General features: G+C 54.6%; 23 protein-coding genes and 1 riboswitch. Of the genes, 8 read left to right on the top strand and 15 right to left on the bottom strand.

Translation table 11 applies throughout. The features are described 5' to 3' along the window. Nucleotides 1-2: 2 nt before the first annotated feature. The 11 genes from mraY to leuO form a co-directional block, all read right to left on the bottom strand. Entirely contained in the window at nucleotides 3-1,085 is a 1,083-nt protein-coding gene (gene mraY / locus EQV24_RS17425) for a phospho-N-acetylmuramoyl-pentapeptide-transferase (RefSeq protein ID WP_008501985.1), read from the bottom strand. Further along, complete coding sequence (gene murF, locus EQV24_RS17420; RefSeq protein ID WP_130626882.1) at nucleotides 1,079-2,437, bottom strand: UDP-N-acetylmuramoyl-tripeptide--D-alanyl-D-alanine ligase; 1,359 nt, start codon at nucleotides 2,435-2,437, stop codon at nucleotides 1,079-1,081. Before murF ends, mraY begins: the two co-directional genes overlap by 7 nt. Next, complete coding sequence (gene murE, locus EQV24_RS17415) at nucleotides 2,434-3,921, bottom strand: UDP-N-acetylmuramoyl-L-alanyl-D-glutamate--2,6-diaminopimelate ligase (RefSeq protein WP_013095570.1); 1,488 nt, start codon at nucleotides 3,919-3,921, stop codon at nucleotides 2,434-2,436. The genes murF and murE overlap by 4 nt, the downstream gene beginning before the upstream one ends. Continuing rightward, the gene (locus EQV24_RS17410) at nucleotides 3,908-5,674 is read right to left on the bottom strand and encodes a peptidoglycan glycosyltransferase FtsI (protein ID WP_130626881.1); all 1,767 of its coding nucleotides are present in this window, start codon (nucleotides 5,672-5,674) and stop codon (nucleotides 3,908-3,910) included. Before EQV24_RS17410 ends, murE begins: the two co-directional genes overlap by 14 nt. Nucleotides 5,675-5,689: 15 nt before the next feature. Then, nucleotides 5,690-6,055 (bottom strand): cell division protein FtsL, encoded by a 366-nt coding sequence (gene ftsL / locus EQV24_RS17405; protein ID WP_008501989.1) that lies wholly within the window; start codon nucleotides 6,053-6,055, stop codon nucleotides 5,690-5,692. After that, on the bottom strand, nucleotides 6,052-6,993 hold the full coding sequence (rsmH, locus tag EQV24_RS17400) for a 16S rRNA (cytosine(1402)-N(4))-methyltransferase RsmH (RefSeq protein WP_013095568.1): 942 nt from the start codon (nucleotides 6,991-6,993) through the stop codon (nucleotides 6,052-6,054). The genes ftsL and rsmH overlap by 4 nt, the downstream gene beginning before the upstream one ends. Before the next feature lie 2 nt (nucleotides 6,994-6,995). Further along, nucleotides 6,996-7,454, bottom strand: coding sequence for a division/cell wall cluster transcriptional repressor MraZ (gene mraZ / locus EQV24_RS17395; protein ID WP_014830641.1), 459 nt, complete (start codon nucleotides 7,452-7,454; stop codon nucleotides 6,996-6,998). 604 nt (nucleotides 7,455-8,058) lie between these two features. After that, nucleotides 8,059-9,063 carry a catabolite repressor/activator gene (gene cra, locus EQV24_RS17390; RefSeq protein WP_013095565.1) on the bottom strand — a complete coding sequence of 335 codons (1,005 nt, stop codon included), beginning with the start codon at nucleotides 9,061-9,063 and terminating at the stop codon, nucleotides 8,059-8,061. A gap of 179 nt (nucleotides 9,064-9,242) precedes the next feature. After that, nucleotides 9,243-9,734: an acetolactate synthase small subunit gene (gene ilvN, locus EQV24_RS17385; RefSeq protein WP_008501994.1), complete on the bottom strand. Its 492-nt coding sequence runs from the start codon at nucleotides 9,732-9,734 to the stop codon at nucleotides 9,243-9,245. 1 nt (nucleotide 9,735) lies between these two features. After that, on the bottom strand, nucleotides 9,736-11,460 hold the full coding sequence (gene ilvI / locus EQV24_RS17380; RefSeq protein ID WP_013095564.1) for an acetolactate synthase 3 large subunit: 1,725 nt from the start codon (nucleotides 11,458-11,460) through the stop codon (nucleotides 9,736-9,738). 379 nt (nucleotides 11,461-11,839) lie between these two features. Further along, complete coding sequence (gene leuO, locus EQV24_RS17375) at nucleotides 11,840-12,784, bottom strand: transcriptional regulator LeuO (protein ID WP_130626880.1); 945 nt, start codon at nucleotides 12,782-12,784, stop codon at nucleotides 11,840-11,842. An 814-nt stretch (nucleotides 12,785-13,598) separates the two neighbouring features. On the opposite strand from leuO, the gene leuA reads away from it, so the two are divergent. The 4 genes from leuA to leuD are packed head-to-tail and all read left to right on the top strand — an operon-like array spanning nucleotide 13,599 to nucleotide 18,280. Next, nucleotides 13,599-15,170 (top strand): 2-isopropylmalate synthase, encoded by a 1,572-nt coding sequence (gene leuA, locus EQV24_RS17365; RefSeq protein ID WP_013095562.1) that lies wholly within the window; start codon nucleotides 13,599-13,601, stop codon nucleotides 15,168-15,170. Next, the gene (gene leuB / locus EQV24_RS17360; protein ID WP_130626879.1) at nucleotides 15,170-16,261 is read left to right on the top strand and encodes a 3-isopropylmalate dehydrogenase; all 1,092 of its coding nucleotides are present in this window, start codon (nucleotides 15,170-15,172) and stop codon (nucleotides 16,259-16,261) included. Before leuA ends, leuB begins: the two co-directional genes overlap by 1 nt. Nucleotides 16,262-16,263: 2 nt before the next feature. After that, nucleotides 16,264-17,664, top strand: coding sequence for a 3-isopropylmalate dehydratase large subunit (gene leuC, locus EQV24_RS17355; protein WP_013095560.1), 1,401 nt, complete (start codon nucleotides 16,264-16,266; stop codon nucleotides 17,662-17,664). A 10-nt stretch (nucleotides 17,665-17,674) separates the two neighbouring features. Then, on the top strand, nucleotides 17,675-18,280 hold the full coding sequence (gene leuD / locus EQV24_RS17350; RefSeq protein ID WP_013095559.1) for a 3-isopropylmalate dehydratase small subunit: 606 nt from the start codon (nucleotides 17,675-17,677) through the stop codon (nucleotides 18,278-18,280). 91 nt (nucleotides 18,281-18,371) lie between these two features. On the opposite strand, the gene EQV24_RS17345 is transcribed toward leuD, so the two are convergent. From EQV24_RS17345 to sgrT, 3 genes are all read right to left on the bottom strand, one after another. Beyond that, nucleotides 18,372-18,524, bottom strand: coding sequence for a Hok/Gef family protein (locus tag EQV24_RS17345; protein ID WP_010427008.1), 153 nt, complete (start codon nucleotides 18,522-18,524; stop codon nucleotides 18,372-18,374). 216 nt (nucleotides 18,525-18,740) lie between these two features. Beyond that, a complete protein-coding gene (locus EQV24_RS17340; RefSeq protein WP_013095558.1) occupies nucleotides 18,741-19,919 on the bottom strand; it encodes a sugar efflux transporter in 1,179 nt (392 codons plus the stop codon). A gap of 120 nt (nucleotides 19,920-20,039) precedes the next feature. Next, nucleotides 20,040-20,192, bottom strand: coding sequence for a glucose uptake inhibitor SgrT (gene sgrT / locus EQV24_RS17335; protein ID WP_013095557.1), 153 nt, complete (start codon nucleotides 20,190-20,192; stop codon nucleotides 20,040-20,042). 88 nt (nucleotides 20,193-20,280) lie between these two features. On the opposite strand from sgrT, the gene sgrR reads away from it, so the two are divergent. The 4 genes from sgrR to thiQ all read left to right on the top strand — a co-directional run bounded on the left by sgrR (nucleotide 20,281) and on the right by thiQ (nucleotide 25,359). Beyond that, a complete protein-coding gene (sgrR, locus tag EQV24_RS17330; RefSeq protein ID WP_130626878.1) occupies nucleotides 20,281-21,936 on the top strand; it encodes an HTH-type transcriptional regulator SgrR in 1,656 nt (551 codons plus the stop codon). Nucleotides 21,937-21,972: 36 nt separating this feature from the next. Continuing rightward, nucleotides 21,973-22,073: riboswitch (TPP riboswitch) on the top strand. Nucleotides 22,074-22,104: 31 nt separating this feature from the next. Beyond that, nucleotides 22,105-23,088: a thiamine ABC transporter substrate binding subunit gene (gene thiB / locus EQV24_RS17325; protein WP_130626877.1), complete on the top strand. Its 984-nt coding sequence runs from the start codon at nucleotides 22,105-22,107 to the stop codon at nucleotides 23,086-23,088. Continuing rightward, complete coding sequence (gene thiP / locus EQV24_RS17320; protein ID WP_130626876.1) at nucleotides 23,064-24,674, top strand: thiamine/thiamine pyrophosphate ABC transporter permease ThiP; 1,611 nt, start codon at nucleotides 23,064-23,066, stop codon at nucleotides 24,672-24,674. Before thiB ends, thiP begins: the two co-directional genes overlap by 25 nt. Continuing rightward, nucleotides 24,658-25,359 (top strand): thiamine ABC transporter ATP-binding protein ThiQ, encoded by a 702-nt coding sequence (gene thiQ / locus EQV24_RS17315; protein WP_029882691.1) that lies wholly within the window; start codon nucleotides 24,658-24,660, stop codon nucleotides 25,357-25,359. The genes thiP and thiQ overlap by 17 nt, the downstream gene beginning before the upstream one ends. Here the strand turns inward: thiQ and EQV24_RS17310 are convergent. Further along, nucleotides 25,349-26,116: a DedA family protein gene (locus tag EQV24_RS17310; protein WP_013095552.1), complete on the bottom strand. Its 768-nt coding sequence runs from the start codon at nucleotides 26,114-26,116 to the stop codon at nucleotides 25,349-25,351. The two genes, thiQ and EQV24_RS17310, sit on opposite strands and share 11 nt — an antisense overlap. Nucleotides 26,117-26,121 lie beyond the last annotated feature (5 nt).

Below are 26,121 nucleotides of genomic sequence, written 5' to 3'. Positions count from 1 at the left end.
GATTAACGTACCTTCAGCGTTGCCAGGCCAATCAGCACCAGCATCAGCGAAATAATCCAGAAGCGCACGATGACGCGCGGCTCTGGCCAGCCTTTCAGTTCATAGTGATGGTGAATCGGTGCCATACGGAAGATGCGCTGACCGCGCAGCTTAAAGGAACCGACCTGCAGGATCACCGACAGGGTCTCAACCACGAATACCCCACCCATGATGACCAGCAGGAACTCCTGGCGCAGCAGCACGGCAATAATACCCAGCGCGCCGCCCAGAGCCAGTGAACCGACGTCACCCATAAAGACCTGGGCCGGATAGGTATTGAACCACAGGAAGCCCAGCCCCGCCCCGACAATGGCCGTACAGACGATCACCAGCTCGCCTGCGTGACGCAGATAAGGAATGTGCAGATAGTTGGCAAAGTTCATGTTGCCGGTCGCCCACGCCACCAGCGCGAAACCTGCGGCCACGAACACCGTTGGCATAATGGCCAGGCCATCCAGACCATCGGTCAGGTTCACCGCGTTACCGGTGCCCACAATCACGAAGTACGCCAGCAGAATGTAGAACAGCCCCAGTTGCGGCATGACGTCTTTAAAGAACGGCACCACCAGCTCGGTAGCGGGAGTGTCTTTTCCGGCCAGATACAGCGCGAAGGCCACGCCCAGCGCAATTACCGACATCCAGAAATATTTCCAGCGGGCGATCAGACCTTTCGTATCTTTACGTACCACTTTGCGGTAATCATCAACAAATCCAATGATTCCGTAGCCCACCAGCACAGTCAGCACACACCAAACGTACGGGTTGGATGGATAGGCCCACAGCAGCACGGAAACCACGATCGCGGTCAGGATCATAATCCCGCCCATGGTTGGCGTACCGCGCTTGCTGAAGTGCGATTCCGGACCATCGTTACGCACAACCTGGCCGAAAGAGAGTTTTTGCAGACGGGCAATCATGCGCGGGCCCATCCACAACGAGATGAACAGCGCAGTCAACAGGCTGACGATGGCGCGAAACGTCAGATAGGAAAAGACGTTAAAGCCTGAGTAATATTTGACCAAATGTTCGGCCAGCCAAACTAACATGTCCCGTTCTCCTGTAATGCGTGCACTACCTCTTCCATGGCGGCACTACGTGAACCTTTCACTAACACAGTCACAATTTGTTTTTCAGCAATCAACGTCTTCAGACGTTCAATCAGTGCGGCTTTATCGGCAAAATGTTCGCCAACACCGCTGGCATGGCTAATCGCCTGGCTCAGTTTTCCTGCGCTCAGTACGCAATCCAGCCCGGCCGCTTTCGCGGCTTCACCCACCTGGATATGACAGGCTTCGCTCTCATCGCCCAACTCGGCCATATCGCCAACCACCATCACGCGATAGCCTGGCATTTCGGACAACACCTGTACGGCTGCCGTCATCGAACCGACGTTCGCGTTGTAGGAGTCATCCAGCAGCAGTTTGTTTTCTGCAAACTGGACTGGGAACAGACGTCCCGGTACGGCTTTTAAATTCGCAAGGCCAGTTTTGATCGCGTCATGTGTTGCGCCGACGGCCATCGACAGCGCCGCGGCAGCAAGCGCATTGGCGATGTTATGGCGACCCGGCAGCGGCAGCAGAACCTCAATGCCTCCCGTTGGGGTATTGAGCGTGAATTCCGTGCCATGCGAAGTCACATGGATCTGGGTCGCGGTAAAATCACTGTCTGCCGCATTAGGCGAGAAGCGCCACGTCTTACGTGAACCGATGATGCTCTGCCAGTTCAACCAGTCGTTATTATCGGCATTCATAATGGCAATACCGTTATCCGGCAGGCCGGTATAGATCTCACCTTTGGCTTTCGCCACGCCTTCAAGTGAACCGAAACCTTCCAGATGCGCGGCGGCCAGGTTGTTCACCAGCGCAGCCTCCGGACGCGTCAGGCTGACCGTCCAGGCAATTTCACCCTGGTGGTTTGCCCCTAATTCAATCACCGCAAAGTCATGCTCTTTGGTGAGGCGAAGCAATGTCATCGGCACGCCGATGTCATTATTTAGATTGCCTGCGGTGTAAAGCGTGTTACCGCACTGACTGAGGATCGCCGCCGTCATCTCTTTTACTGACGTTTTGCCCGAAGACCCCGTCAGAGCAACAACGCGAGCTGGCACCTGCTGACGAACCCATGCTGCCAGCTCACCGAAGGCAATGCGCGTATCCTTCACCACAATCTGCGGTAAATCGATATCGAGTTTGCGGTTCACCAGCAGCGCACCCGCACCATTCTCTTTCGCCTGTTCAGCAAAATCGTGGGCGTCAAAACGTTCGCCCTTCAGCGCCACAAACAGGCACCCGGCGGTCACTTTGCGGGTATCTGTCGTCACGGCGTCGATGGTCAGATCCTGACCATGCAGCGTCCCCTGCAGGAGGGTTGCCGCCTTGCCGAGCGTTAAGCTGATCATGCCACCACTCCCAACAGACGCGCTGCCGTTACACGGTCCGAATAGTCCAGACGACGATTGCCAACAATCTGATAATCTTCATGGCCTTTACCCGCCAGGAGCACGACATCGTTCTCCTGCGCCTGCATGATGGCGTTGGTCACGGCTTCCGCACGGCCTTCCACCACGCGGGCACGTCCTGCGTCCAGCATACCGGCCAGGATATCGTTGATAATGGCGCGCGGCTCTTCAGTACGCGGGTTGTCATCGGTCACAACCGGAATATCCGCGAACTGTTCGGCGATGGCACCCATCAACGGACGCTTGCCCTTGTCGCGATCGCCCCCACAGCCAAACACACACCAGAGCTTACCGGCGCAGTGCAGACGTGCCGCTTCAAGCGCTTTTTCCAGCGCATCCGGCGTGTGGGCATAATCGACAACAACGGTCGGTTTACCTGGTGCACTGAACACTTCCATACGGCCACAGACGGGCTGCAGACGCTCTGCGGTGTTGAGCAGTTCGGCCATCGGATAGCCCAACGCCAGCAGCGTTGCCAGCGCCAGCAGGAGGTTGCTGACGTTAAACGCCCCCATCAGGCGGCTTTCAATTTCGCCTTCACCCCAGGAAGAGGCAAAGCGAATCGTCGCGCCGCTGTCGTGATAATTAACCTCAACCGCCTTCAGCCAGCGGCCATGGCAGTTCGGATTGATATGGTCTTCCATCGACACCGCAACCGCATCCGGCAGCTTCGCAAGCCAGCGGCGCCCCACTTCGTCATCAGCGTTGATAATGGCCTGTCCATAGTGATGCGTGGAGAAGAGCAGCCATTTCGCGGCCTCGTAATGCTCCATATCACCATGATAATCAAGATGATCGCGACTCAGGTTCGTGAACACGGAGGCGGCAAATTTCAACGCCGCCACACGATGCTGTACCAGACCATGAGAGGAGACTTCCATCGCGGCAAAGGTCGCACCCTGCCCTGCCAGACCGGCAATCACATGTTGTACGTCAACCGCGGAGCCGGTGGTGTTTTCCGTCGGGCTCACTTTACCCAGCAGCCCATTCCCCACGGTGCCCATTACGGCGCCGGTTTCTCCCAGCAGTTGCGCCCATTGCGCCATCAATTGGGTGGTCGTCGTTTTACCGTTAGTGCCCGTCACGCCCACCAGACGCAGCTGGTCTGAAGGCTCGTTATAAAAACGTCCCGCCAGTGCGGAGAGTCGCTCATTCAACTGGCTAAGGTAGATAACCGGCACACCGTGCATTTCACGGATTTCACCGTCGGTTGCCTCATCTTTAGCCTCAGCAATAATGGCAGCTACACCTTGCGCAATCGCCTGCGGGATATATCGACGCCCGTCCGCCTGATGACCAACTACAGCCACAAAAAGATCGCCGGAAGCAGCCACACGGCTGTCCAGTACCATCTCCCGTAGCGCTCGCTCAGGTGCGTTTGGCACCCACGGAGCGAGAAGGTCGCGCAAATTACGATCTGCCACCTGTACCCTCGCCTTGATTAATTACAAATTCACTTTTTTCGCCCGTTGCCAGCGCGTCCGGTTCAACGTTCATGGTGCGTAATACGCCGCCCATGATGGCGCCGAACACAGGCGCTGAAACGGCGCCGCCGTAGTATTTACCCGCCTGTGGATCGTTAATGACGACCACCAGCGCAAAACGCGGATTGCTTGCAGGCGCAACGCCTGCGGTATAGGCAATGTATTTGTTGATGTAGCGGCCATCTGGCCCCACTTTTTTCGCCGTACCGGTTTTAATGGCGATGCGATAGCCTTTGATCGCCGCCTTCACGCCGCCACCGCCAGGTAGCGCCACACTTTCCATCATATGCACAACGGTACGAACGATAGATTCCGGGAAGATACGCTCGCCCGGAACCGGTGGATCAACTTTGGTAATCGACAGTGGGCGATAGACGCCATAGCTGCCAATCGTTGCGTAGACTCGCGCTAACTGTAACGGGGTTACCATTAGCCCGTAGCCGAAAGAGAAGGTGGCCCTCTCTATGTCAGACCACCGTTGTTTTTGAGGATATAAGCCACTGCGTTCTCCGACCAACCCCAAATTGGTCGCCTTTCCTAGCCCAAAACGTGAGTAAGTCTCTACTAACGCTGAGGACGGCATCGCTAACGCCAGCTTTGAAACACCGACGTTACTCGACTTCTGTAATACCCCGGTCAGGGTCAATTCGCTGTAGCGCGCCACGTCTTTAATCTCGTGGCCATTGATTCGGTAAGGGATCGTGTTCAGAACCGTGTTCTCATTGACGATGCCGCGTTGCAGCGCCGTCATCACCACCATCGGCTTCACCGTGGAGCCAGGTTCGAACACGTCGGTAATGGCCCGGTTACGCATTGCATCTTTTGCGGTACCAGTAAAGTTGTTCGGGTTGTAGGACGGGCTGTTGGCCATCGCCAGCACTTCGCCAGTGTTGACATCCACCAGCACGGCGCTGCCCGACTCCGCCTTGTTAAAGGCCACGGCATTGTTCAGCTCGCGATACACCAGCGCCTGCAGGCGTTCATCAATGCTCAACGCCAGGTTATGCGCGGCCTGACTGTCTGTGGAAGAGATATCTTCAATCACGCGACCATAGCGGTCTTTACGCACGATTCGCTCACCCGGCTGACCGGTAAGCCACTTATCGAAGCTTTTTTCAACCCCTTCAATCCCCTGGCTGTCGACGTTTGTAAAACCAATGAGGTGAGCGGTTACTTCGCCGGAAGGATAGTAACGGCGAGACTCTTCTCGCAGATGGATACCCGGGAGCTTCAGTTTTCTGATGTAATCGGCCATGTCAGGGTTAACCTGACGCGCCAGATAGATAAAGCGCCCTTTCGGGTTGGCATTAACGCGGGAGGCAAGCTGATCCAGCGGCATTTTCAGGGCGTCAGACAGCGCTTTCCAGCGGTTGTCGAGCGTGATACCACCGGCATCGTGCAGCTCTTTCGGATCGGCCCAGATCGCCTTCACCGGTACGCTCACCGCCAGCGGACGACCGGAACGATCGGTGATCATCCCGCGAGATGTGGAGACTTCCTGTACGCGCAGAGAGCGCATATCGCCCTGGCGCACCAGCATGTCAGGCGCGATGATTTGTAGCCACGCCACGCGTCCCAGCAGGAAGCCCAGCGCGAGTAAAATGCAGCCGCAAAGCAACGCAAAACGCCAACTGATAAAGTTGGCCTGTTCTTCCTGACGTTTTGGTTTTAGCGTTTTTGCCGCTGCTCTCATGCGTCGCGTTTTCCCTTATTTTTGTACTACGATATTTTCCTGGGAAGGATCAACATGCTGCAATTGCAGCTTTTCTGTTGCGATCCGCTCGACCCGGCTGTGATCGCCGAGGGCGTTTTCTTCAAGGATCAGGTTTCGCCATTCAATATCCAGCGCATCGCGTTCCAGTACCATCTGCTCGCGTTGCGCAGTCAATAAACGTGTGTGGTGGGCTGTCGTCACCACCGTTACTGCCGTCACAATGATGCAAATGAACAAGCAGAGTGGCAGCTTCCCAAACCGCAAAAGATCGTCGCCGATCACACCAGGCAAAGCATGGCGCTCGTTGCTTCCTAACGAATCCTTAACTTTGCTTAGGGTCTCTGTCACTCTGCCGATCATGCGTTCGTCCTCTCTGCAATACGCAGCACTGAACTACGGGCGCGTGGATTCTCTGCCACCTCTTCTTCGCCCGGCATCAACTTGCCTAATGCTCGCAACTGACGGCCACCCAGCTTCCTGAGTTGTTCTTCCGTCATCGGCAGCCCTGCTGGCACCTGTGGACCGCGGCTTTGTTCACGCATAAAGCGTTTCACAATACGGTCCTCCAGCGAATGGAAGCTGATGATGGACAACCGCCCTCCCGGGGCCAGCACGTCGAGCGAGCTTTTTAGCGCCAGCTCTATTTCCTCCAGTTCACTGTTTACCCAGATGCGAACCGCCTGGAAGGTACGGGTCGCGGGGTGTTTGTGTTTATCCTTCACCGGTGTTGCCGCCGCAATCACCTCGGCCAGCTCTTTCGTGCGGGTCATCGGCTCAATACGATTGCGCTCAACAATGGCGCGCGCGATGCGCTTGCCAAAACGTTCTTCGCCAAAGGTTTTGATCACCCAGGCGATATCGGCTTCATCTGCGGTCTGTAACCACTCGGCGGCAGACTGACCGCGCGTGGGATCCATGCGCATGTCCAGCGGGCCGTCGCGCATAAAGGAGAAGCCGCGTTCAGCATCATCAAGTTGGGGTGAAGAGACGCCAAGATCGAGAAGAATCCCGTCGATCTTGCCCGTCAGGCCGCGCTCAGCAACGTAATCCGCCAGCGCAGAGAAAGGTCCATGCACGATGGAAAAGCGTGGGTCATCGATGGTTTGCGCAACAGCTATCGCCTGCGGATCGCGATCAATTGCCAGCAGACGTCCTTCCGCTCCAAGCTGGGAGAGGATCAAACGCGAGTGGCCACCGCGACCAAAAGTGCCATCAATGTAGATGCCGTCCGGACGAATATTCAGGCCGTTGACGGCCTCATCCAGCAACACCGTTGTATGTTTATAATTTTCCATCATATTTATAGAGACAAGTCCTGCAGCCGTTCCGACAAGGTAGCGGAATCAGACTGCTCAGCGTCGATATCTTCCTTGACCTGTTGATACCAGGTCGTTTCGTCCCACAGTTCAAACTTGTTGAACTGACCGACCAGCATCACTTCTTTGGTCAGACCGGCATGCTGCCGCAGCACAGGCGCAATCAGTAATCGCCCTGCACTATCCATCTGACACTCACTGGCATGCCCCAATAACAACCGCTGCACGCGGCGTTCCTGTGGGTTCATGCTCGACAGTCGCGACAGCTTTTGCTCAATAATTTCCCATTCAGGTAAAGGGTAAAGCAGCAGGCAGGGGGAGTTGATGTCAATGGTGCAAACCAGTTGACCCGAAGCGTTCTCGATCAGCTGGTCGCGGTATCGGGTTGGTACCGATAAACGCCCCTTACTGTCGAGATTGACTAACGTTGCTCCACGGAACATGCCAGTCTCACCCCTCCTCACCACTTTAACCCACAAATTCCCACCTAAAGGAGTTTACGGAGCGAGGGAAAAGCTTGTCAAGCCAGGACTCTCTCTATACGAACCCGAAAGGGCTCTATTTACAGAGATAAACAGTCCTGGTTAATAACTGCACAACTGGCGAGGCAAAATTAACGTTATGAATATTTGTAAGAAAAAAACCGAATATGCACACTAGCGTTAAGGCTCACTCAATATCATCGCATCGAAATATAAAGTGTCAGTTTGCGACGCGGGCAGCATTTTAAGACATATTCACAGGGGATAACAGCGCCACATTCACCACAATGCGCAATGAACGAACCGGCTGGCAGGCAAGCACGCTGGAGCAGGGGAAAAACGTCTGAATATTCATCGACCGGGCAGCTTTGTAACAAAACAATACAAAGACAGGCTTTATAAATCGTATAAATGTTCTTTCAAAGGCATTTTAAAACGCCTGAAAGAATAAAAAAAATAGCAGGTTCTGATTCCTAAGGAATCGTCCTAATTTTTCTCCGGGAATTATTTGACAGAATTATCCAGAAAAAAGAGGGGACAGTTTTCCCTGCCCCGTCTCATTTCATTAATGGCGGCTTAAAATTCCGCGACGGTAGAGATTACGTTTGATGCGCGTCAGCCCCGGCTTCGGTTTACGTGGTTCATCAAGGCTCGCGAGAACGATCTCCAGCACGCGCTCCGCCACATCACGATGGCGCTGCGCGACGGCCAGGACCGGACATTGCAGGAAGTCGAGCAGTTCGTTATCACCGAAGGTGGCGATAGCAAGATCGGAAGGCAGCTTACCATCCCGACGCAAAGTGACATCCATCACCCCCTGCAGCAACGCAAATGAAGTAGTGAACAGCGCCTGAGGCATCGGGTGCGTCTCCAGCCATTTCTCGAACAGCTGCGCAGCGGCTTCGCGTTCATAACTGTTGGCATAAAGGTAGTGAACCTCGCGCGGGTCGTCTTTCCATGCCGTTCTGAAGCCTTGCTCACGCAGGAAACTCACAGAGAGCTCAGGCAACGCCCCAAGATAGAGTACGGTTTCAGCCGGAAAGGTTCTCAGCTCCGCGGCCAGCATTTCCGCGTCATCCTGATCGGCACCGACGACACTGGTAAAATGCTCTCTGTCCAGGGCGCGATCCAGTGCAACGATTGGGAACGGATCGTTCGCCCAGCGTTGATAGAAGGGATGCTCGGGTGGCAAGGAGGTCGAAACGATGATCGCATCAACCTGACGCTGGAGCAGATGCTCAATACAGCGCATTTCGTTATCAGGCTGATCTTCAGAGCAGGCAATCAGGAGCTGATAGCCACGCTGGCGAGCCTGACGTTCAAGATAGTTAGCGATGCGGGTGTAGCTGGTGTTTTCCAGATCGGGGATCACCAGACCAATCGATCGGGTGCGCCCGGCACGTAAGCCCGCTGCGACAGCATTCGGGTGGTAGTTGTGCTCACGAACCACCGCCATGACTTTCTCAACGGTTTTGTCGCTGACACGGTACTGCTTTGCTTTACCGTTAATCACATAGCTGGCCGTAGTTCGTGACACGCCGGCTAGCCGGGCGATTTCATCCAGTTTCACAATTGCCCCTTAAAAAAAGAAAAGAGTCCATGGCCCTGTCAAGGTTATGGTTAAATCTTTTAACATCTAAACGCAGAATAGCTTTCGCGGCAACCGCTTTTATCTGTGTTATCGGCGTATTACGCAAAAAAAAGCCCGGCTTTGGTGACCGGGCTGAAAGAGGCGAACCTTATTGCCTGCTAACGCATGATTTTCTCGCCGCGCGAAAGACCGACAACGCCCGACCGCGCAACTTCAACAATTTTTGCTACATCCCTTACGGACGCCAGGAATGCGTCCAGCTTGTCACTCGTTCCCACCAGCTGAACCGTATATAAAGAAGGGGTAACGTCGATAATCTGCCCACGGAAGATATCCGCGTTGCGTTTAACCTCTTCACGGCCGTAACCACTGGCCTGAATTTTCACCAGCATGACCTCACGTTCTACATAGGCCCCCTGCCCCAGTTCGCTCACGCGCAGAACATCGACAAGTTTGTGTAACTGTTTCTCGATCTGCTCAAGCACCTTGGCGTCGCCGACGGTCTGAATCGTCATGCGCGACAGCGTAGGATCCTCGGTAGGGGCAACGGTCAGGCTCTCAATGTTGTAGCCGCGTTGTGCAAAGAGTCCAATAACGCGTGACAGTGCGCCAGACTCGTTTTCCAGTAATACAGATAATATCCGGCGCATATCAGGTTCTCTCCGTTTTACTTAACCACATTTCGTCCATACCACCACCGCGAATATGCATCGGATAAACGTGCTCTGTGCCATCGACAATGACATCCATGAAAACAAGGCGGTTATTTTTGACGTGTTCAAGCGCTTCAGCAAGTTTCGCTTCCAGCTCTGCCGGCTCGGTCACCCGCATCCCGACATGACCATAGGCTTCGGCCAGACGAACAAAATCCGGCAGCGATTTCATGTAGGAGTGAGAATGGCGGCCAGAGTAGATCATATCCTGCCACTGCTTCACCATACCGAGATAACCGTTATTCAGGTTCAGAACCAGGACCGGCAGTTCATATTGCAACGCGGTGGAGAGTTCCTGGATATTCATCTGAATGCTGCCGTCTCCTGTCACGCAAACGACGGTTTCATTCGGCAGCGCAAGCTTCACGCCCAGCGCGGCAGGTAACCCAAAGCCCATTGTCCCCAGACCACCAGAGTTGATCCAGTGACGTGGTTTATCAAACGGATAATAAAGCGCGGCAAACATCTGATGCTGACCTACATCAGAGGTGACATAGGCTTCACCTTTCGTCAGACGCCAGAGGGTTTCGATCACCGCCTGCGGCTTAATGTTTTCGCTTTGGGTATCGTATTTCAGACACTGACGTGCTCGCCACTGCTCGATCTGTTGCCACCAGTCGCGGATCTCATCCAACGGTTGTGAAGGGGTTTCCTGCGATAGCAGATCCAGCATTTGCTCCAGAACCTGTCGCGCATCCCCAACGATCGGCACATCCGCCGGTACCGTTTTCGAAATAGACGTAGGATCGATATCAATATGCAGCACGGTGGCGTTCGGGCAGTACTTCGCCAGATTGTTGGTCGTGCGATCGTCAAAGCGCACGCCAACGGCAAAGATCACATCCGAATGATGCATCGTCATGTTGGCTTCATAGGTACCGTGCATCCCCAACATACCCAGAGCCTGGCGGTGCGTTGCCGGGAAGGCGCCCAGTCCCATCAGTGACGAGGCGACAGGAAGGTTTAGTTTTTCGATCAGCTCACGCAGTTGCGCTTCACAGGCTGAGTTAACCGCGCCGCCGCCGACATAGACCACCGGTTTTTTCGCCGCCAGAAGCGTGTGTAACGCACGTTTGATCTGGCCTTTGTGGCCCTGTGTCGTTGGGTTGTAGGAGCGCATGCTTACCGTTTCCGGCCAGACATACGGCAGCTTGTTTGCCGGGTTAAGAATATCTTTAGGCAGATCGACCACCACAGGACCAGGCCGCCCACTGGCTGCCAGCCAGAAGGCTTTTTTCAGTACGCCGGGAATGTCTTCGGTTTGCTTCACCAGGAAACTGTGCTTCACAACGGGGCGTGAAATTCCCACCATGTCGCACTCCTGAAATGCATCGTAGCCAATCAGTGACGTTGCGACCTGCCCGGATAGAATGACCAGCGGGATGGAGTCCATATAGGCTGTCGCAATGCCGGTAATTGCGTTCGTCGCGCCGGGGCCGGAGGTGACCAATACCACGCCCACTTCACCCGTTGCACGCGCCAGCCCGTCAGCCATGTGCACCGCCGCCTGCTCGTGGCGCACCAAAACATGGTCAATGCCGCCTACCGTATGAAGCGCATCATAAATATCCAGAACTGCGCCTCCAGGGTAGCCGAACACCTGCTTAACGCCCTGATCGATTAACGATCGGACGACCATTTCCGCGCCAGACAACATCTCCATGCTTTGCCTCCAGGCATTTTGTTATAGACGGACTGCAGAATTCATTTCCACACCGTCTTACGATCGTGATGAACCAATCTTATATATTGCAGAGTGATCGTTACCTTAACCGCTCGTTTTGAGGCAGGCAATTAGCAAACAGGACGCGGCAAACGGGGTCAGAAGCACAAAAAGCAGCGTTACAGGGAGGATATGGTTAATTCCACTGTGATTCGTTCGTGAGGTGATAAATCATCGCTGAAAAGCGCAACCTTTCAGGAAATCATCTATTTTTGCGAGGCTGGCAGCAGCCAGAAAAAATAACAACAGCACAAAATACCGCAAATGAAAAAATATGCAGGATAAACCACACGCGCCGATGTGATTTATCCTGACGCGCTTATCGGCGGCAAATGCTAATAAGCAATTCTTCCATCCACTGATGGCCTTTATCCCGGCCTGCGGCTTCATGCCAGGAAAGATAACAGGTACGGCTATTGAGCTTGAGCGGCAACGGCAGAATTTGCAGATTTAAGGGTTCCGAAAACTCCTCCGCCAGCCAACGCGGGGCAATAGCGACCAGATGGGTCTGGGAAACCACATTTAAGACGCTGACCATGGCCATTCCCTGATAAGCCACGCTCGCCTGTTTATCCGTAGTGTCATACCACGGCAGACTAAATGAGGCGTATCGGTCGAGGGCAACAACAGCGTGCTGCTCGTTATAAACATCACTTTCGCGCAGCGGCATATTCATTCGTGGATGTTTTTTGCTGGCGACCAGTACCATTTCATCTTTAAACAGAGGCACACAGGAAAATTCCGGACGACGGAACTCTTCGTATCCCAGAACGAATTCTGTTTCCTGATATCGAAGCTGATGTTCTGTGTTCTGATTAAGAGAAGATTTAAATACCAGCTGAATATTGGGCGCAATTTCTTCCACTTTATTGTAGATCACGGACGTCAAATAATTATCTAACGGGCTACATACGCAAAGATGGAAAACACGCTCACTGCTTAAGGGCTCAAAACCCGATCCCGGCAGCTCATTTTGCACCAACTGTAATGCCTGGCGGATAGAGCCAAACAGCTGAAATGCACGCGCCGTGGGTTGAATCCCCCTGCCATAACGAACAAACAATTCGTCATTAAACATCACTTTAAGCCGGGATACCGCATTGCTGACGGCAGGCTGCGACATCCCCAGAGACTGCGCTGCCCGCGTGATATTCTGTTCCTGCATCACCGCGTCAAACACGGTCAACAGATTGAGATCCACGGTGCGTAACTGAGGTTTAACCCCATTATAACCCTGAGGTTGATTAATATTATTTTCTGGCACTCCTGGCTCCACTGTCACGCTAAACTCCCTTTGCCAAATTACAGTAATAATTTCGAAAAATATGATTTACCATGCAGATACAACCAGCGAAAGAGAATTGTTTAAAATTCGGAAAATATAAAGAGCGCATCATCAAAAGGGTGACTTCGCCCAGGTCATTGATGGTGAGATGAAATTCCGCATAAATGATATCAATGACATTATGGTTTGCATGAAACCATAATCAAGACAAATACACAATCGCCCTTCGGTTAATGATAACTTAAGTATTATTAAACTATTCACGTGAGCCATGCCAAACAATTAACAAACTCGCATCATTGCTCACGCTTTATTTACTGCATTTTTATTTGCAGCACTAATAAATCAATGAAATTAAAAACAATTCTTCTCAGGGCTCATCCATTACAGACGTATGTTGAATTGATACTAATTATATTTAAATCGTTCCGGAGATGAATCTCCAGTCCAAAAATAGACTTTTCAAAAGGCATGAAAGATAAAAACCAGCACAATTAGCTAAATCAAATTCTCTGGAACGCCGTGCGAACGGGGTCGTTTTTGTTGTCAGGGGTTGACATCAACCCCCATATCCAGTACCACTAAAAGCATATTGAATTTAACGGAGCACGATTCATGATTCGCACCATTCGTTTCACCGGTCTACTACTACTAAACGCATCCTCTATGCGCGGTAGACTGGCGGGCGAAATTCAGCGTTGAATCGTCACCAGTAAGACTAAAAACCCGCGCCACTGCGCGGGTTTTTTTATGCTCGTAGCAAGGCGCCCTAAGACTGACAAGGACCTAACCCATGAGCCAGCAAGTCATTATTTTTGATACCACTTTACGTGACGGTGAACAGGCATTACAGGCGAGCCTGAGTGTGAAAGAGAAGCTGCAGATTGCGCTGGCTCTCGAACGTATGGGTGTCGACGTGATGGAGGTGGGTTTCCCGGTCTCTTCTCCGGGTGATTTCGAATCGGTACAGACCATCGCCCGTACCATCAAAAACAGCCGCGTCTGTGGTCTGGCACGTTGCGTTGAGAAAGACATCGACGTTGCCGCCGAGTCACTGAAAGTGGCTGAAGCATTCCGTATTCATACTTTTATTGCCACCTCCCCCATGCACATTGCCACCAAGTTGCGCAGCACCCTCGACGAGGTGATTGAGCGCGCGGTCTACATGGTCAAACGCGCGCGCAACTATACGGATGATGTTGAATTCTCATGTGAAGACGCAGGCCGCACGCCAATTGAGGATCTGGCGCGCGTGGTGGAAGCCGCCATTAATGCCGGGGCCAAAACCATCAACATCCCGGACACCGTCGGCTACACCATGCCGTTTGAGTTCTCCAACATCATTACTGGCTTGTATGATCGTGTGCCAAACATTGATAAGGCAATTATCTCTGTTCATACCCACGACGATTTAGGCCTGGCCGTCGGCAACGCCATCGCCGCTGTTCACGCCGGTGCCCGTCAGGTAGAAGGTGCGATGAACGGTATCGGGGAACGCGCAGGCAACTGTTCCCTGGAAGAAGTGATCATGGCGATTAAAGTGCGCAAAGACATTATGAACGTGCACACCCGCATCAATCACAATGAAATCTGGCGTACCAGCCAGACCGTCAGCCAGATTTGCAACATGCCGATCCCCGCCAACAAGGCGATTGTCGGTACCGGCGCATTCGCGCACTCTTCCGGTATCCACCAGGATGGCGTACTGAAAAACCGCGAAAACTACGAAATCATGACCCCGGAATCGATCGGTCTGAACCAGGTTCAGTTGAATCTGACCTCCCGCTCCGGCCGTGCGGCAGTGAAACATCGTATGGAAGAGATGGGTTACAAGGACAGCGATTACAATATGGATCAGTTGTACGACGCGTTCCTGAAGCTGGCCGACAAAAAAGGTCAGGTGTTCGACTACGACCTGGAAGCACTGGCCTTCATTAATAAACAGCAGGAAGAGCCAGAGCATTTCCGTCTGGATTACTTCAGCGTGCAGTCCGGCTCCAGCGATATCGCCACGGCATCCATCAAGCTGGCCTGCGGGGATGAGATAAAAGCGGAAGCGGCAAACGGCAATGGTCCTGTCGATGCTATCTACCAGGCGATTAACCGCGTCACCGAATACGACGTGGAGCTGGTCAAATATGACCTGACGGCCAAAGGCCATGGCAAAGATGCGCTCGGTCAGGTGGATATCGTGGTCAATTATAACGGCCGTCGTTTCCACGGCGTGGGTCTGGCGACCGATATCGTCGAATCCTCTGCGAAAGCGATGGTACATGTCCTGAACAATATCTGGCGCGCCGCTGAAGTCGAAAAAGAGTTGCAACGCAAAGCTCAGAATAAAGAGAACAACAAGGAAACCGTGTAATGTCGAAGAATTACCATATTGCTGTGTTGCCGGGTGACGGTATTGGCCCGGAAGTGATGGCACAGGCGCTGAAAGTATTGGAAGCCGTTCGCTCGCGTTTTGCGATGAAAATTACCACCAGCCACTACGACGTGGGCGGTATTGCTATCGATAATCACGGTACGCCGCTGCCAAAAGCAACGGTAGAGGGTTGCGAGAACGCCGATGCAGTCCTGTTTGGTTCCGTGGGTGGCCCGAAATGGGAACACCTGCCACCCGCAGAGCAGCCAGAGCGCGGCGCGTTGCTGCCGCTGCGTAAACATTTCAAGCTGTTCAGTAACCTGCGTCCGGCAAAGCTGTATCAGGGTCTGGAAGAGTTCTGCCCGCTGCGCGCGGATATCGCCGCTAACGGCTTCGACATTCTGTGCGTGCGTGAGCTGACTGGCGGGATCTATTTCGGTCAGCCAAAAGGCCGTGAAGGCAGCGGCCAGCATGAGAAAGCGTTCGACACCGAGGTCTATCACCGTTTCGAAATTGAACGTATCGCCCATATCGCTTTTGAGTCTGCACGCAAACGCCGCCATAAAGTTACCTCTATCGATAAAGCGAATGTGCTGCAGTCCTCCATCTTATGGCGTGAGATCGTCAGCGAAGTTGCTAAGCATTATCCTGACGTTGAGCTGTCGCATATGTACATCGATAACGCGACAATGCAGCTGATTAAAGATCCGTCCCAGTTTGACGTGCTGCTGTGCTCCAACCTGTTCGGCGATATCCTCTCGGATGAGTGCGCGATGATCACCGGCTCCATGGGCATGCTGCCATCAGCGAGCCTGAACGAAGAAGGCTTTGGCCTGTACGAGCCTGCTGGCGGCTCCGCGCCGGATATCGCAGGTAAAAACATTGCTAACCCGATTGCGCAGATCCTCTCCCTGGCTCTGCTGCTGCGCTACAGCCTGGATGCAGGCGATGCGGCAACCGCAATTGAGAACGCCATTAATCGCACGTTAGAAGAAGGCGTCCGTACCGGTGATTTAGCACGCGGCACGGCGGCAGTCAGTACCGATGAAATGGGCGACATCATTGCCCGCTATGTCGCTGAAGGGGTGTAATCATGGCGAAGACGTTATATGAAAAATTGTTTGATGCACACGTTGTCTATGAGGCACCAAACGAAACCCCACTGCTCTATATCGACAGGCATCTGGTACACGAAGTGACCTCCCCACAGGCATTTGATGGGCTGCGTGCGCACAAACGCCCGGTACGTCAGCCGGGTAAAACCTTCGCGACAATGGATCACAACGTTTCCACCCAGACCAAAGATATCAATGCGTCGGGCGAAATGGCGCGTATCCAGATGCAGGAGTTGATCAAGAACTGTAACGAGTTTGGCGTCGAGCTCTACGATCTGAACCATCCGTATCAGGGTATCGTTCACGTGATGGGACCTGAGCAGGGGATCACCCTGCCCGGCATGACCATCGTCTGCGGCGACTCCCATACCGCAACGCACGGCGCGTTTGGTGCACTGGCCTTCGGTATTGGCACCTCTGAAGTTGAGCATGTTCTGGCTACGCAGACCCTGAAACAGGGCCGAGCCAAAACCATGAAGATTGAAGTGAAAGGCAAAGCCGCGCCGGGGATCACCGCGAAAGACATCGTGCTGGCCATCATCGGTAAAACGGGCAGTGCCGGCGGCACCGGGCACGTTGTTGAGTTCTGCGGTGACGCTATTCAGGCGCTGAGCATGGAAGGTCGTATGACTCTGTGCAATATGGCCATCGAGATGGGGGCCAAAGCAGGTCTGGTGGCACCGGATGAAACCACCTTCAACTATGTAAAAGGGCGTCTGCACGCACCAAAAGGTCAGGATTACGCTGACGCCGTCGCGTACTGGAAAACCCTGAAAACCGATGATGACGCGGTTTTTGACACCGTTGTTACCTTGCAGGCGGAGGAGATTGCCCCGCAGGTGACCTGGGGAACCAATCCGGGTCAGGTCATTTCCGTGAATGACACTATTCCCGATCCGGCCTCATTTACCGATCCGGTCGAACGCGCCAGTGCCGAAAAAGCGCTGGCGTATATGGGTCTCAAACCCGGTGTGCCGTTGACCGATGTGACCATCGACAAAGTCTTTATTGGCTCCTGCACCAACTCGCGTATCGAAGATTTACGCGCCGCGGCGGAGATCGCCAAAGGCCGTAAAGTGGCACCCGGCGTACAGGCGCTGGTTGTGCCAGGCTCTGGTCCGGTAAAAGCGCAGGCGGAAGCCGAAGGCCTGGATAAGATCTTTATCGAAGCAGGCTTCGAGTGGCGCTTGCCTGGCTGCTCCATGTGTCTGGCCATGAACAATGACCGCCTGAATCCGGGCGAACGTTGTGCCTCCACCAGTAACCGTAACTTTGAAGGTCGTCAGGGCCGCGGTGGACGCACCCACCTGGTCAGCCCGGCGATGGCCGCCGCTGCGGCAGTTACCGGCCATTTCGCCGATATTCGCAGCCTGAAATAAGGAGACAATCATGGCAGAGAAATTTACCCAACATACAGGCCGGGTTGTCCCTCTGGACGCCGCTAACGTCGATACCGATGCGATCATCCCGAAGCAATTTTTGCAGAAGGTCACCCGCACCGGATTTGGTGCTCATCTGTTTAACGACTGGCGTTTTCTGGATGATAAAGGTCAGGTACCTGACCCGGAATTTGTGCTGAATTTCCCGGAATATAAAGGCGCCTCCATTCTGCTGGCACGGGAAAACTTTGGCTGCGGCTCCTCACGCGAGCACGCGCCATGGGCGCTGACCGATTACGGCTTTAAAGTGGTGATCGCCCCGAGCTTTGCAGATATCTTCTACGGCAACAGCTTCAACAACCAGCTGCTGCCGGTGACGCTGAGTGACGAGCAAGTGGATGAATTGTTCGCGCTGGTTAAGGCAAATCCGGGCATGTCGTTTGAAGTGGATCTGGAAGCGGAAGTGGTGAAAGCCGGGGATAAGACCTACAGCTTCAGCATCGATGCCTTCCGTCGCCACTGCATGCTGAACGGTCTGGACAGCATTGGCCTGACGCTTCAGCATGAAGACGCCATCTCCGCATACGAGAAAAAACAGCCTGCGTTTATGGGCTAAAGGCAATGGCCCGCACGATGCGGGCCATTGATAAGGGTGCGTTGAGGCTCAACCACTCTGGAGGGGCGGGGAACTTTCCCCGCCCATACCGCTAACGTTTTGCTTCGTAAGCCAACACTGCTGCCAGCTCTGTTTTCTCCTGTCTGAAATGCAGTTCACACAGTGAATCACGCACCATCCAGGTGAAGATCAACAGCGTTGTACAGATCAGAAACAAACCTAACAGCAGAGTACGTTTTGGCATTCCAGCCTCCTTATTGCTTTTCGGCAATGAAGAGACTAACCTCGCAATGTTGGTTGTGAAGTTGGTCTCCCCATCAGTTTTTTGATGTGGGACTCTCCACTGTTTGCCTCTTGCGAAAGCCTGAGGCAAACAGCCTCAAGCACCCGCCACGCACTCTATGTGTCTTCTTAAACTCTGTCAGAAAATGGTTTCATTTCGTGAAGGCGCCTTCCAGAATCAGACGTCTTTTACGCGCCAGGTCAGCATCAGCGTGACAATCGACGTTAGTGCAATCATCCAGTACACCGACCCATGTCCATAGCTTTGCGACAACGCCCCCTGAATCACCCCCGCCAGAATTACCCCCGTGGAGATACTGTTGGTAAAGAGTGTGGTCGCCGACCCCGCCCGCCCGGGCATTAAATCCTGGAACCAGAGCATCCCTATCCCGGCCACGATCCCAATAAACACAGCATTAAACAGCTGCAGCGCCAGCAACGCCTCTCGTGAATGGAAGAAAATCAGCCCCAGGTAAAAAAGCACTCCGGCCGCTACGGCTATCAGCATCATCCGGCGTTTCCCGAGATGTTTGACGTAGTATCCCGCCAGAATCATCGCCGGAATTTCCAGCCCGGCGGCCGTCCCCATTAAGATCCCCGCGAGCTTATCCGGCAGACCCAGATCGCTGCTGATCCACAGCGGCATATCGATGATATACATGGTGTTGCAGGTCCACATCAGCGTGGAGGCGATAAACAGCATACGGACGTTTTTATCCTGCCAGCCGCTCACCTGAGTAATGGGTTTATCCGCTGTCTGTTCGACACGCGCCACTGACGGCAGCACGAAGGCAATCAATGCCAGGCTAATGGCAAAAATCCCCGCAGCGATGGAAAACATGGCGGTAAAACCGTAATTCAACGCCAGCATAAAGGCCAGCGGCGGACCAATGACCCATGCAAGAGAGAGCTGCGCACGCATCACCGAGCTAAACATCACCACTTCCCGCGCCGAGTTGTCGGCATATTCCCGGGCAAGCGCGAACAGCTGCGGCATGGCGGTGTTCGCCAGCGAGGCCAGCAGCACGCCGCAGGTGATCAGCGTCAGGTAGTGACGATTAAAGGCAAACAGCAGTGCGTTACCCACAGCCATGGCGCAACAAAATAGGATCAACTTGCGGCGATCGCCCTGGCTGTCGGATCGTTTCGCCAGCCCCAGGCTCACCAAGATCCCGGCGATGGCGTTCACGGTATAAAACAGGCCGACCCAAAACGGCTGCGCCCCCACCTCCCGGCTGAGAAAAAGACTCAGCGTCGGTGCCTGCAGCGCCCCCGCCACGCCCATCATAAAGGCCACCAGCATAAAAGCGGCATACACGCCGTTCAGGCGTCGCCCCATCGTCATTAACCAGAGCATCTGCAAGTCCTTGTGAAAGCGAATCGAATTGGGTGAAAGAATAAACGAAAAAAGCCAGCAAAAAACATTTTGCTGGCGGGTGATAAGCACCAATACTCAGTCACACATGATCGAGGCGAGTTAGCGAGAAGAGGTCGGTTTCGTAACGTCCCACTGCATCAGTTCTTCTAACATTTTCAGCCGTTGCTCAGCACACTGACGGGCCAGCCAGGACGTTCCTTTTGTCGCTGAAAAGTACTGCTGATAAAACTGACGTGCGGTAGACCTCTTCATAATGTACCTCCTCACTTCATCGGGAATCATTATTGGCTTAATATAGGGATTAATAAATTGCTGATTTTTTGTCAGGAGTTCCCCTTTTATGCCTTCTGGTCGTCTGCAACAACAATTCATCCGCCTCTGGCAGTGCTGCGAAGGGCAATCGCAGGAGACCACGCTTAACGAACTGGCTGAGCTCCTTAACTGCTCCCGACGTCATATGCGCACGCTGCTTAACACCATGCAGCAACAGGGCTGGTTAAACTGGGAAGCCGAAGCGGGACGCGGCAAACGCTCACGCCTGACCTTTCTCTATACCGGGCTGGCCTTGCAGCAACAGCGAGCAGAAGACCTGCTGGAACAGGACAGAATCGATCAGCTGGTGCAACTGGTTGGCGATAAAGCCGCAGTGCGTCAGATGCTGGTCTCCCATCTTGGGCGGAGTTTTCGTCAGGGCCGCCACATTCTGCGGGTGCTCTACTATCGCCCGATGAAGAATCTGCTCCCCGGCACGGCCTTGCGCCGCTCAGAAACCCATATGGCGCGACAAATATTCAGCGGCCTGACGCGAATAAATGAGGAAAACGGGGAACTGGAAGCTGATATTGCGCACCACTGGCAGCAACTCTCCCCACGTCACTGGCGCTTCTTCTTACGTCCCGGCATCCACTTTCACCACGGCCGCGAGCTGGAAATGCGCGATGTCATCGCCTCACTGGAGCGTGCCCGCAAGCTTCCGCTTTATTCGCATATTTCGCGCGTTCACTCCCCCACCGCCTGGACGCTGGATATTGAACTGTCTCAGCCGGATAAATGGCTTCCCTGGCTGCTGGGGTATGTCCCATCAATGATTTTGCCAGGAGAGTGGGAATCGCTGCACAATTTTGCCAGCCAGCCCATTGGCACCGGGCCCTATGCCGTGTCGCGTAACACCAATAACCAGCTAAAAATTCGCGCGTTTGATGACTATTTTGGCTACCGGGCGCTGATCGACGAAGTGAACGTCTGGGTATTACCGGATCTCAATGAAGAGCTCAGCGCCGGGCTGACGCTTGAAGGCCCCACAACGGGCGAAAAGGCGGTGGAAAGCCGCCTTGAGGAGGGCTGCTACTACCTGCTGTTTGACAGCCGCACCCACCGCGGGGCCAATCAGGCGGTACGCAAATGGATCAGCCACGTCTTATCTCCTTCCAATCTGATTTACCATGCGGAAGAACAGTATCAGACGTACTGGTTCCCGGCGTACGGGTTGCTTCCTCGCTGGCATCATGCCCGGCCTGCCCACTGTGACAAACCGGCAGGGCTGGAGTCTGTCACCCTGACCTACTACCGCGAGCACGTGGAACACCGTTTTATCGCCAGGATCATGACCAGACTGCTGGCTGCAGAAGGCGTCCGGCTGGACATCAGGGAAGTGGGCTATGACGAATGGCACCAGGGGGAACTGACCAGCGATATCTGGCTGAACAGCGCCAACTTCACCCTGCCGCTCGATTTCTCGCTCTTCTCACACCTGTATGAAGTCCCGCTGATCCAGCACTGTATCGATCGAGACTGGCAGCAGGATGCGGCGCAGTGGCGCGCGGGTGAGATGAACCTGGCCACCTGGTGTCAGGCGCTGCTGGCCGAACAGGCGATCGTGCCGCTGATCCACCACTGGCTGATGATCCAGGGTCAGCGCAGTATGCGGGGGCTACGGATGAATACGCTGGGCTGGTTTGATTTTAAATCCGCCTGGTTTGCGCCACCGGAGCCATAACACTTTCGTAATATTCGCCAAATCATTACAATACCGCCGTTCTCAACGGGGTGCTGCATCACTGATGTGCGCTGAGATAATACCCGTCGAACCTGATCCGGATAACGCCGGCGAAGGGATTTGAGGCTGTCGCTCAAAATCCTTTGCCACTCAACCTTGAGGTGCAAAGTGTTAAAAAAAGTGCTTCCCCTGCTGGCGCTGTTTGCGCTACCTGCTTTCGCAAAACCCGTCCTGACGGTCTACACCTACGACTCCTTTTCAGCCGACTGGGGCCCAGGCCCGGTCGTCAAAAAAGCCTTTGAAGCCGACTGCAACTGCGAACTGAAATTCGTGGCGCTGGAAGATGGCGTCTCGCTGCTTAACCGTCTGCGTATGGAAGGTAAAAACAGCAAGGCCGACGTGGTACTCGGCCTGGATAACAACCTGCTGGATGCGGCCTCGCAAACGAAACTGTTCGCCAAAAGCGGCGTAGCGGCAGATGCGGTTAACGTGCCGGGCGGCTGGAAAAACGACACCTTTGTGCCGTTCGATTACGGATATTTTGCGTTTGTTTATGACAATAACAAGCTGAAGAACCCGCCGAAAAGCCTGAAGGAGCTGGTGGAAAGCGACCAGAAATGGCGCGTGATTTATGAAGATCCGCGCACCAGCACGCCGGGTCTGGGCCTGCTGTTGTGGATGCAGAAGGTATACGGTGATAAAACGCCGGAGGCGTGGCAGAAGCTGGCCGCCAAAACCGTGACCGTCACCAAAGGATGGAGCGAAGCCTATGGCCTGTTCCTGAAAGGGGAGAGCGACCTGGTGCTGAGCTACACCACCTCCCCGGCTTATCACATTATCGCCGAGAAGAAAGACAACTACGCCGCCGCTGATTTCGCTGAAGGTCATTATCTGCAGGTGGAAGTGGCTGCCCGCACTGCCGCCAGCAAGCAGCCGGAACTGGCCGAGAAGTTCCTGAAATTCATGGTCTCCCCGGCGTTCCAGAATGCGATCCCAACGGGTAACTGGATGTATCCGGTCACCAACGTGACGCTGCCTGCTGGCTTTGAGCAACTGACCAAACCGCAAACCTCGCTGGAGTTTACGCCGCAGCAGGTCGCCGCGCAGCGAGCAGCATGGGTAAGTGAATGGCAACGCGCCGTCAGCCGCTAATTCCCGGCTGGTTATTTCCCGGACTGCTCGCCGCCGTAGTGATGGTGGCGGTCAGTCTCGGCGCTTTTCTGGCATTGTGGTTTAACGCGCCGGAGAGTGATCTGCTCTCTCTCTGGCACGACAGCTATCTCTGGCACGTCATCCGGTTCTCTTTCTGGCAGGCGTTTCTCTCTGCCCTGCTGTCGGTGATCCCGGCCATTTTTCTCGCGCGGGCGCTCTACCGCAGACGCTTCCCCGGCAGGGAGGCGCTGTTGAGACTGTGCGCCATGACGCTGATCCTGCCCGTCCTGGTGGCGGTATTTGGGATCCTGAGCGTGTATGGTCGTCAGGGCTGGCTGGCCGCCCTCTTTAACCTGCTTGGTCTGGAGTGGACCTTCTCCCCTTACGGACTCAAAGGTATTCTGCTGGCGCACATCTTTTTCAACATGCCCATGGCGACCCGGCTTTTTTTACAGGCGCTGGAGGCTATCCCCGGCGAGCAGCGTCAGCTTGCAGCACAGCTGGGTATGCGCGGCTGGTCATTCTTCCGCTTTGTCGAATGGCCATGGCTGCGCCGTCAAATCCCTCCGGTTGCGGCCCTGATCTTCATGCTCTGTTTTGCCAGTTTCGCCACCGTGCTTTCTCTTGGTGGTGGACCACAGGCGACCACCATCGAACTGGCGATTTACCAGGCGCTGAGTTACGACTACGACCCCGGCCGCGCTGCGCTTCTGGCTCTGGTACAGATGCTGTGCTGTCTTGTGCTGGTCCTGCTGAGTCAGCGTCTGAGCAAAGCCATTCCACCGGGCAGTCATCAGATTACAGGCTGGCGCGATCCACAGGACAGCCTGCACAGCCGAATCGCGGATGTGATGTTGATCGTACTGGCCCTGCTGTTGCTTCTGCCACCGCTGATGGCCGTCATCGTCGATGGCGTTAACCTTAACCTCGTCTCCGTGTTGCAACAGCCCGTCCTCTGGCAGACGACCTGGACATCCTTGCGCATCGCACTGGCTGCCGGGCTATTGTGTGTCGTGCTGACCATGATGCTGCTGTGGAGCAGTCGCGAACTTTATGCTCGCCAGGCGCGCAAAGCCGGACAAGCGCTGGAGCTGACGGGGATGTTAATCCTCGCAATGCCGGGCATCGTCCTGGCAACCGGCTTCTTTTTATTGTTCAACAGTACGGTTGGTCTGCCGGAAAGCGCCGACGGAATTGTGATTTTTACCAACGCCCTGATGGCCATTCCCTATGCGCTGAAGGTGCTGGAAAACCCCATGCGCGACGTCAACAGCCGTTACGCTTTGCTGTGTCAGTCGCTTGGTATACAGGGCTGGCGCCGGTTAAAGGTGGTTGAACTGCGCGCGCTGAAACGCCCGCTTGCTCAGGCGCTGGCCTTCGCTTGTGTGCTCTCCATTGGAGATTTTGGTGTGGTGGCGCTCTTCGGCAATGAAGATTTCCGCACGCTGCCATACTGGTTGTATCAGCAGATCGGCTCCTACCGCAGCCAGGAGGGGGCCGTCACGGCGCTGTTGCTGCTGTTGCTGTGCTTTGCCTTATTTACCGTTATCGAAAAACTTCCGGGGCGCAATGTTAAAACTGACTGATGTCACCTGGCTCTACCAACACCTGCCTATGCGGTTCAGCCTGTCGGTACGCCCGGGTGAGATGATTGCCGTGCTTGGCCCAAGCGGGGCAGGGAAAAGTACCTTACTCAATCTGATTGCCGGTTTTCTGCAACCGGCAAGCGGGTCGATAATGATTGAAAACAACGACCATACCTACACCCCGCCCGCCAGGCGTCCGGTCTCGATGCTGTTCCAGGAAAATAACCTGTTCACCCATCTGACGGTGCGGCAAAACATCGCGCTGGGTATGGATCCGGGGCTGAAACTGAACGACGCGCAGCGCCAGAAGCTGGAAAAGATTGCCGGGCAGATGGGCATTACCACGTTTATTGACCGGCTCCCCGGAGAGCTCTCTGGCGGACAACGTCAGCGCGTGGCGCTGGCTCGCTGTCTGGTTCGCGAGCAGCCGATACTGCTGCTGGATGAGCCCTTCTCTGCACTCGATCCCGCGCTGCGCCAGGAGATGCTCGCCCTGGTACAGGAGGTCTGCCAGCGTCAGCAGCTGACGATGCTGATGGTGTCACACAGTATTGAAGATGCCGCACGCATCGCCCCGCGATCGGTGGTGATCGCGGAGGGTCGTATCGTTTGGGAGGGTGAAACCGAAGAGTTGATGAGTGGCAAAGCAAGCGCGTCGCACCTGCTGGGGATCCTTAACGGCTGACCACCTTCAACAGGATCTCACCGTACACTGGCATCAGCGGGTGGCGAATCAGCGCGATCAGCGCCACGACGGCAACGCCCAGCGTCAGCGGCGCCAGCCACAGCAAGCGCGAGCGAGGCAGATAACGCGTCAGACGATCGACATTCGCTTTCGCGCTGCGCCATAGCCGCCAGCACAACCATGCAGCGAGCCATAGCAGCAGCGCTGTTGCCAGCAATAACCATTTAAAGCCACCGCTCTGCACATCGTCAGGAATATCAATTGCCGCCCCCGCCAGGATCCCCGGCAGGAAGTAGAACGGCGGCCAGAAGACGCAGCCGATAATGTTCGGCAAAACGAATTTTGCGACGGGCAGATCCAGCATCCCGGCGACCATCGGCACCAGCGGACGCGTTGGCCCGACAAAGCGTCCGACGAGGATCGTAAACATGCTGTGCTGATGCAGCGCATGCTCAGTTTTATCCAGCAACGCTTTGTTCTTCTTCATGAAAGACCAGCGGTGCAGCGGCTTCTTGAAACGCCAGCCCAGCCAGAAGGAGATCCAGTCGCCCAGTAAGCAGCCGATCATACCGGCCAGCCATGCCTGCCAGAAATTGACCTCACCGCTGCCAATCAACGCGCCCAACGCCGCCATCATCACCGTACCAGGCAGGATCAGTCCAACCAGCGCCAGCGATTCCAGAAACGCCACCAGCGCAACGGCGATAAGCGAATACATAACGGACTGGGTAATAAAATGTTCCAGCAATGCCTGCATAACTA

It is taken from the genome of Enterobacter sp. A8 (assembly GCF_004296595.1).
In the GTDB taxonomy this organism is placed as follows: domain Bacteria; phylum Pseudomonadota; class Gammaproteobacteria; order Enterobacterales; family Enterobacteriaceae; genus Enterobacter; species Enterobacter cloacae.
Note: the sequence above shows the minus strand (reverse complement) of the source record. Positions and strands in the feature narration are given on the sequence as shown.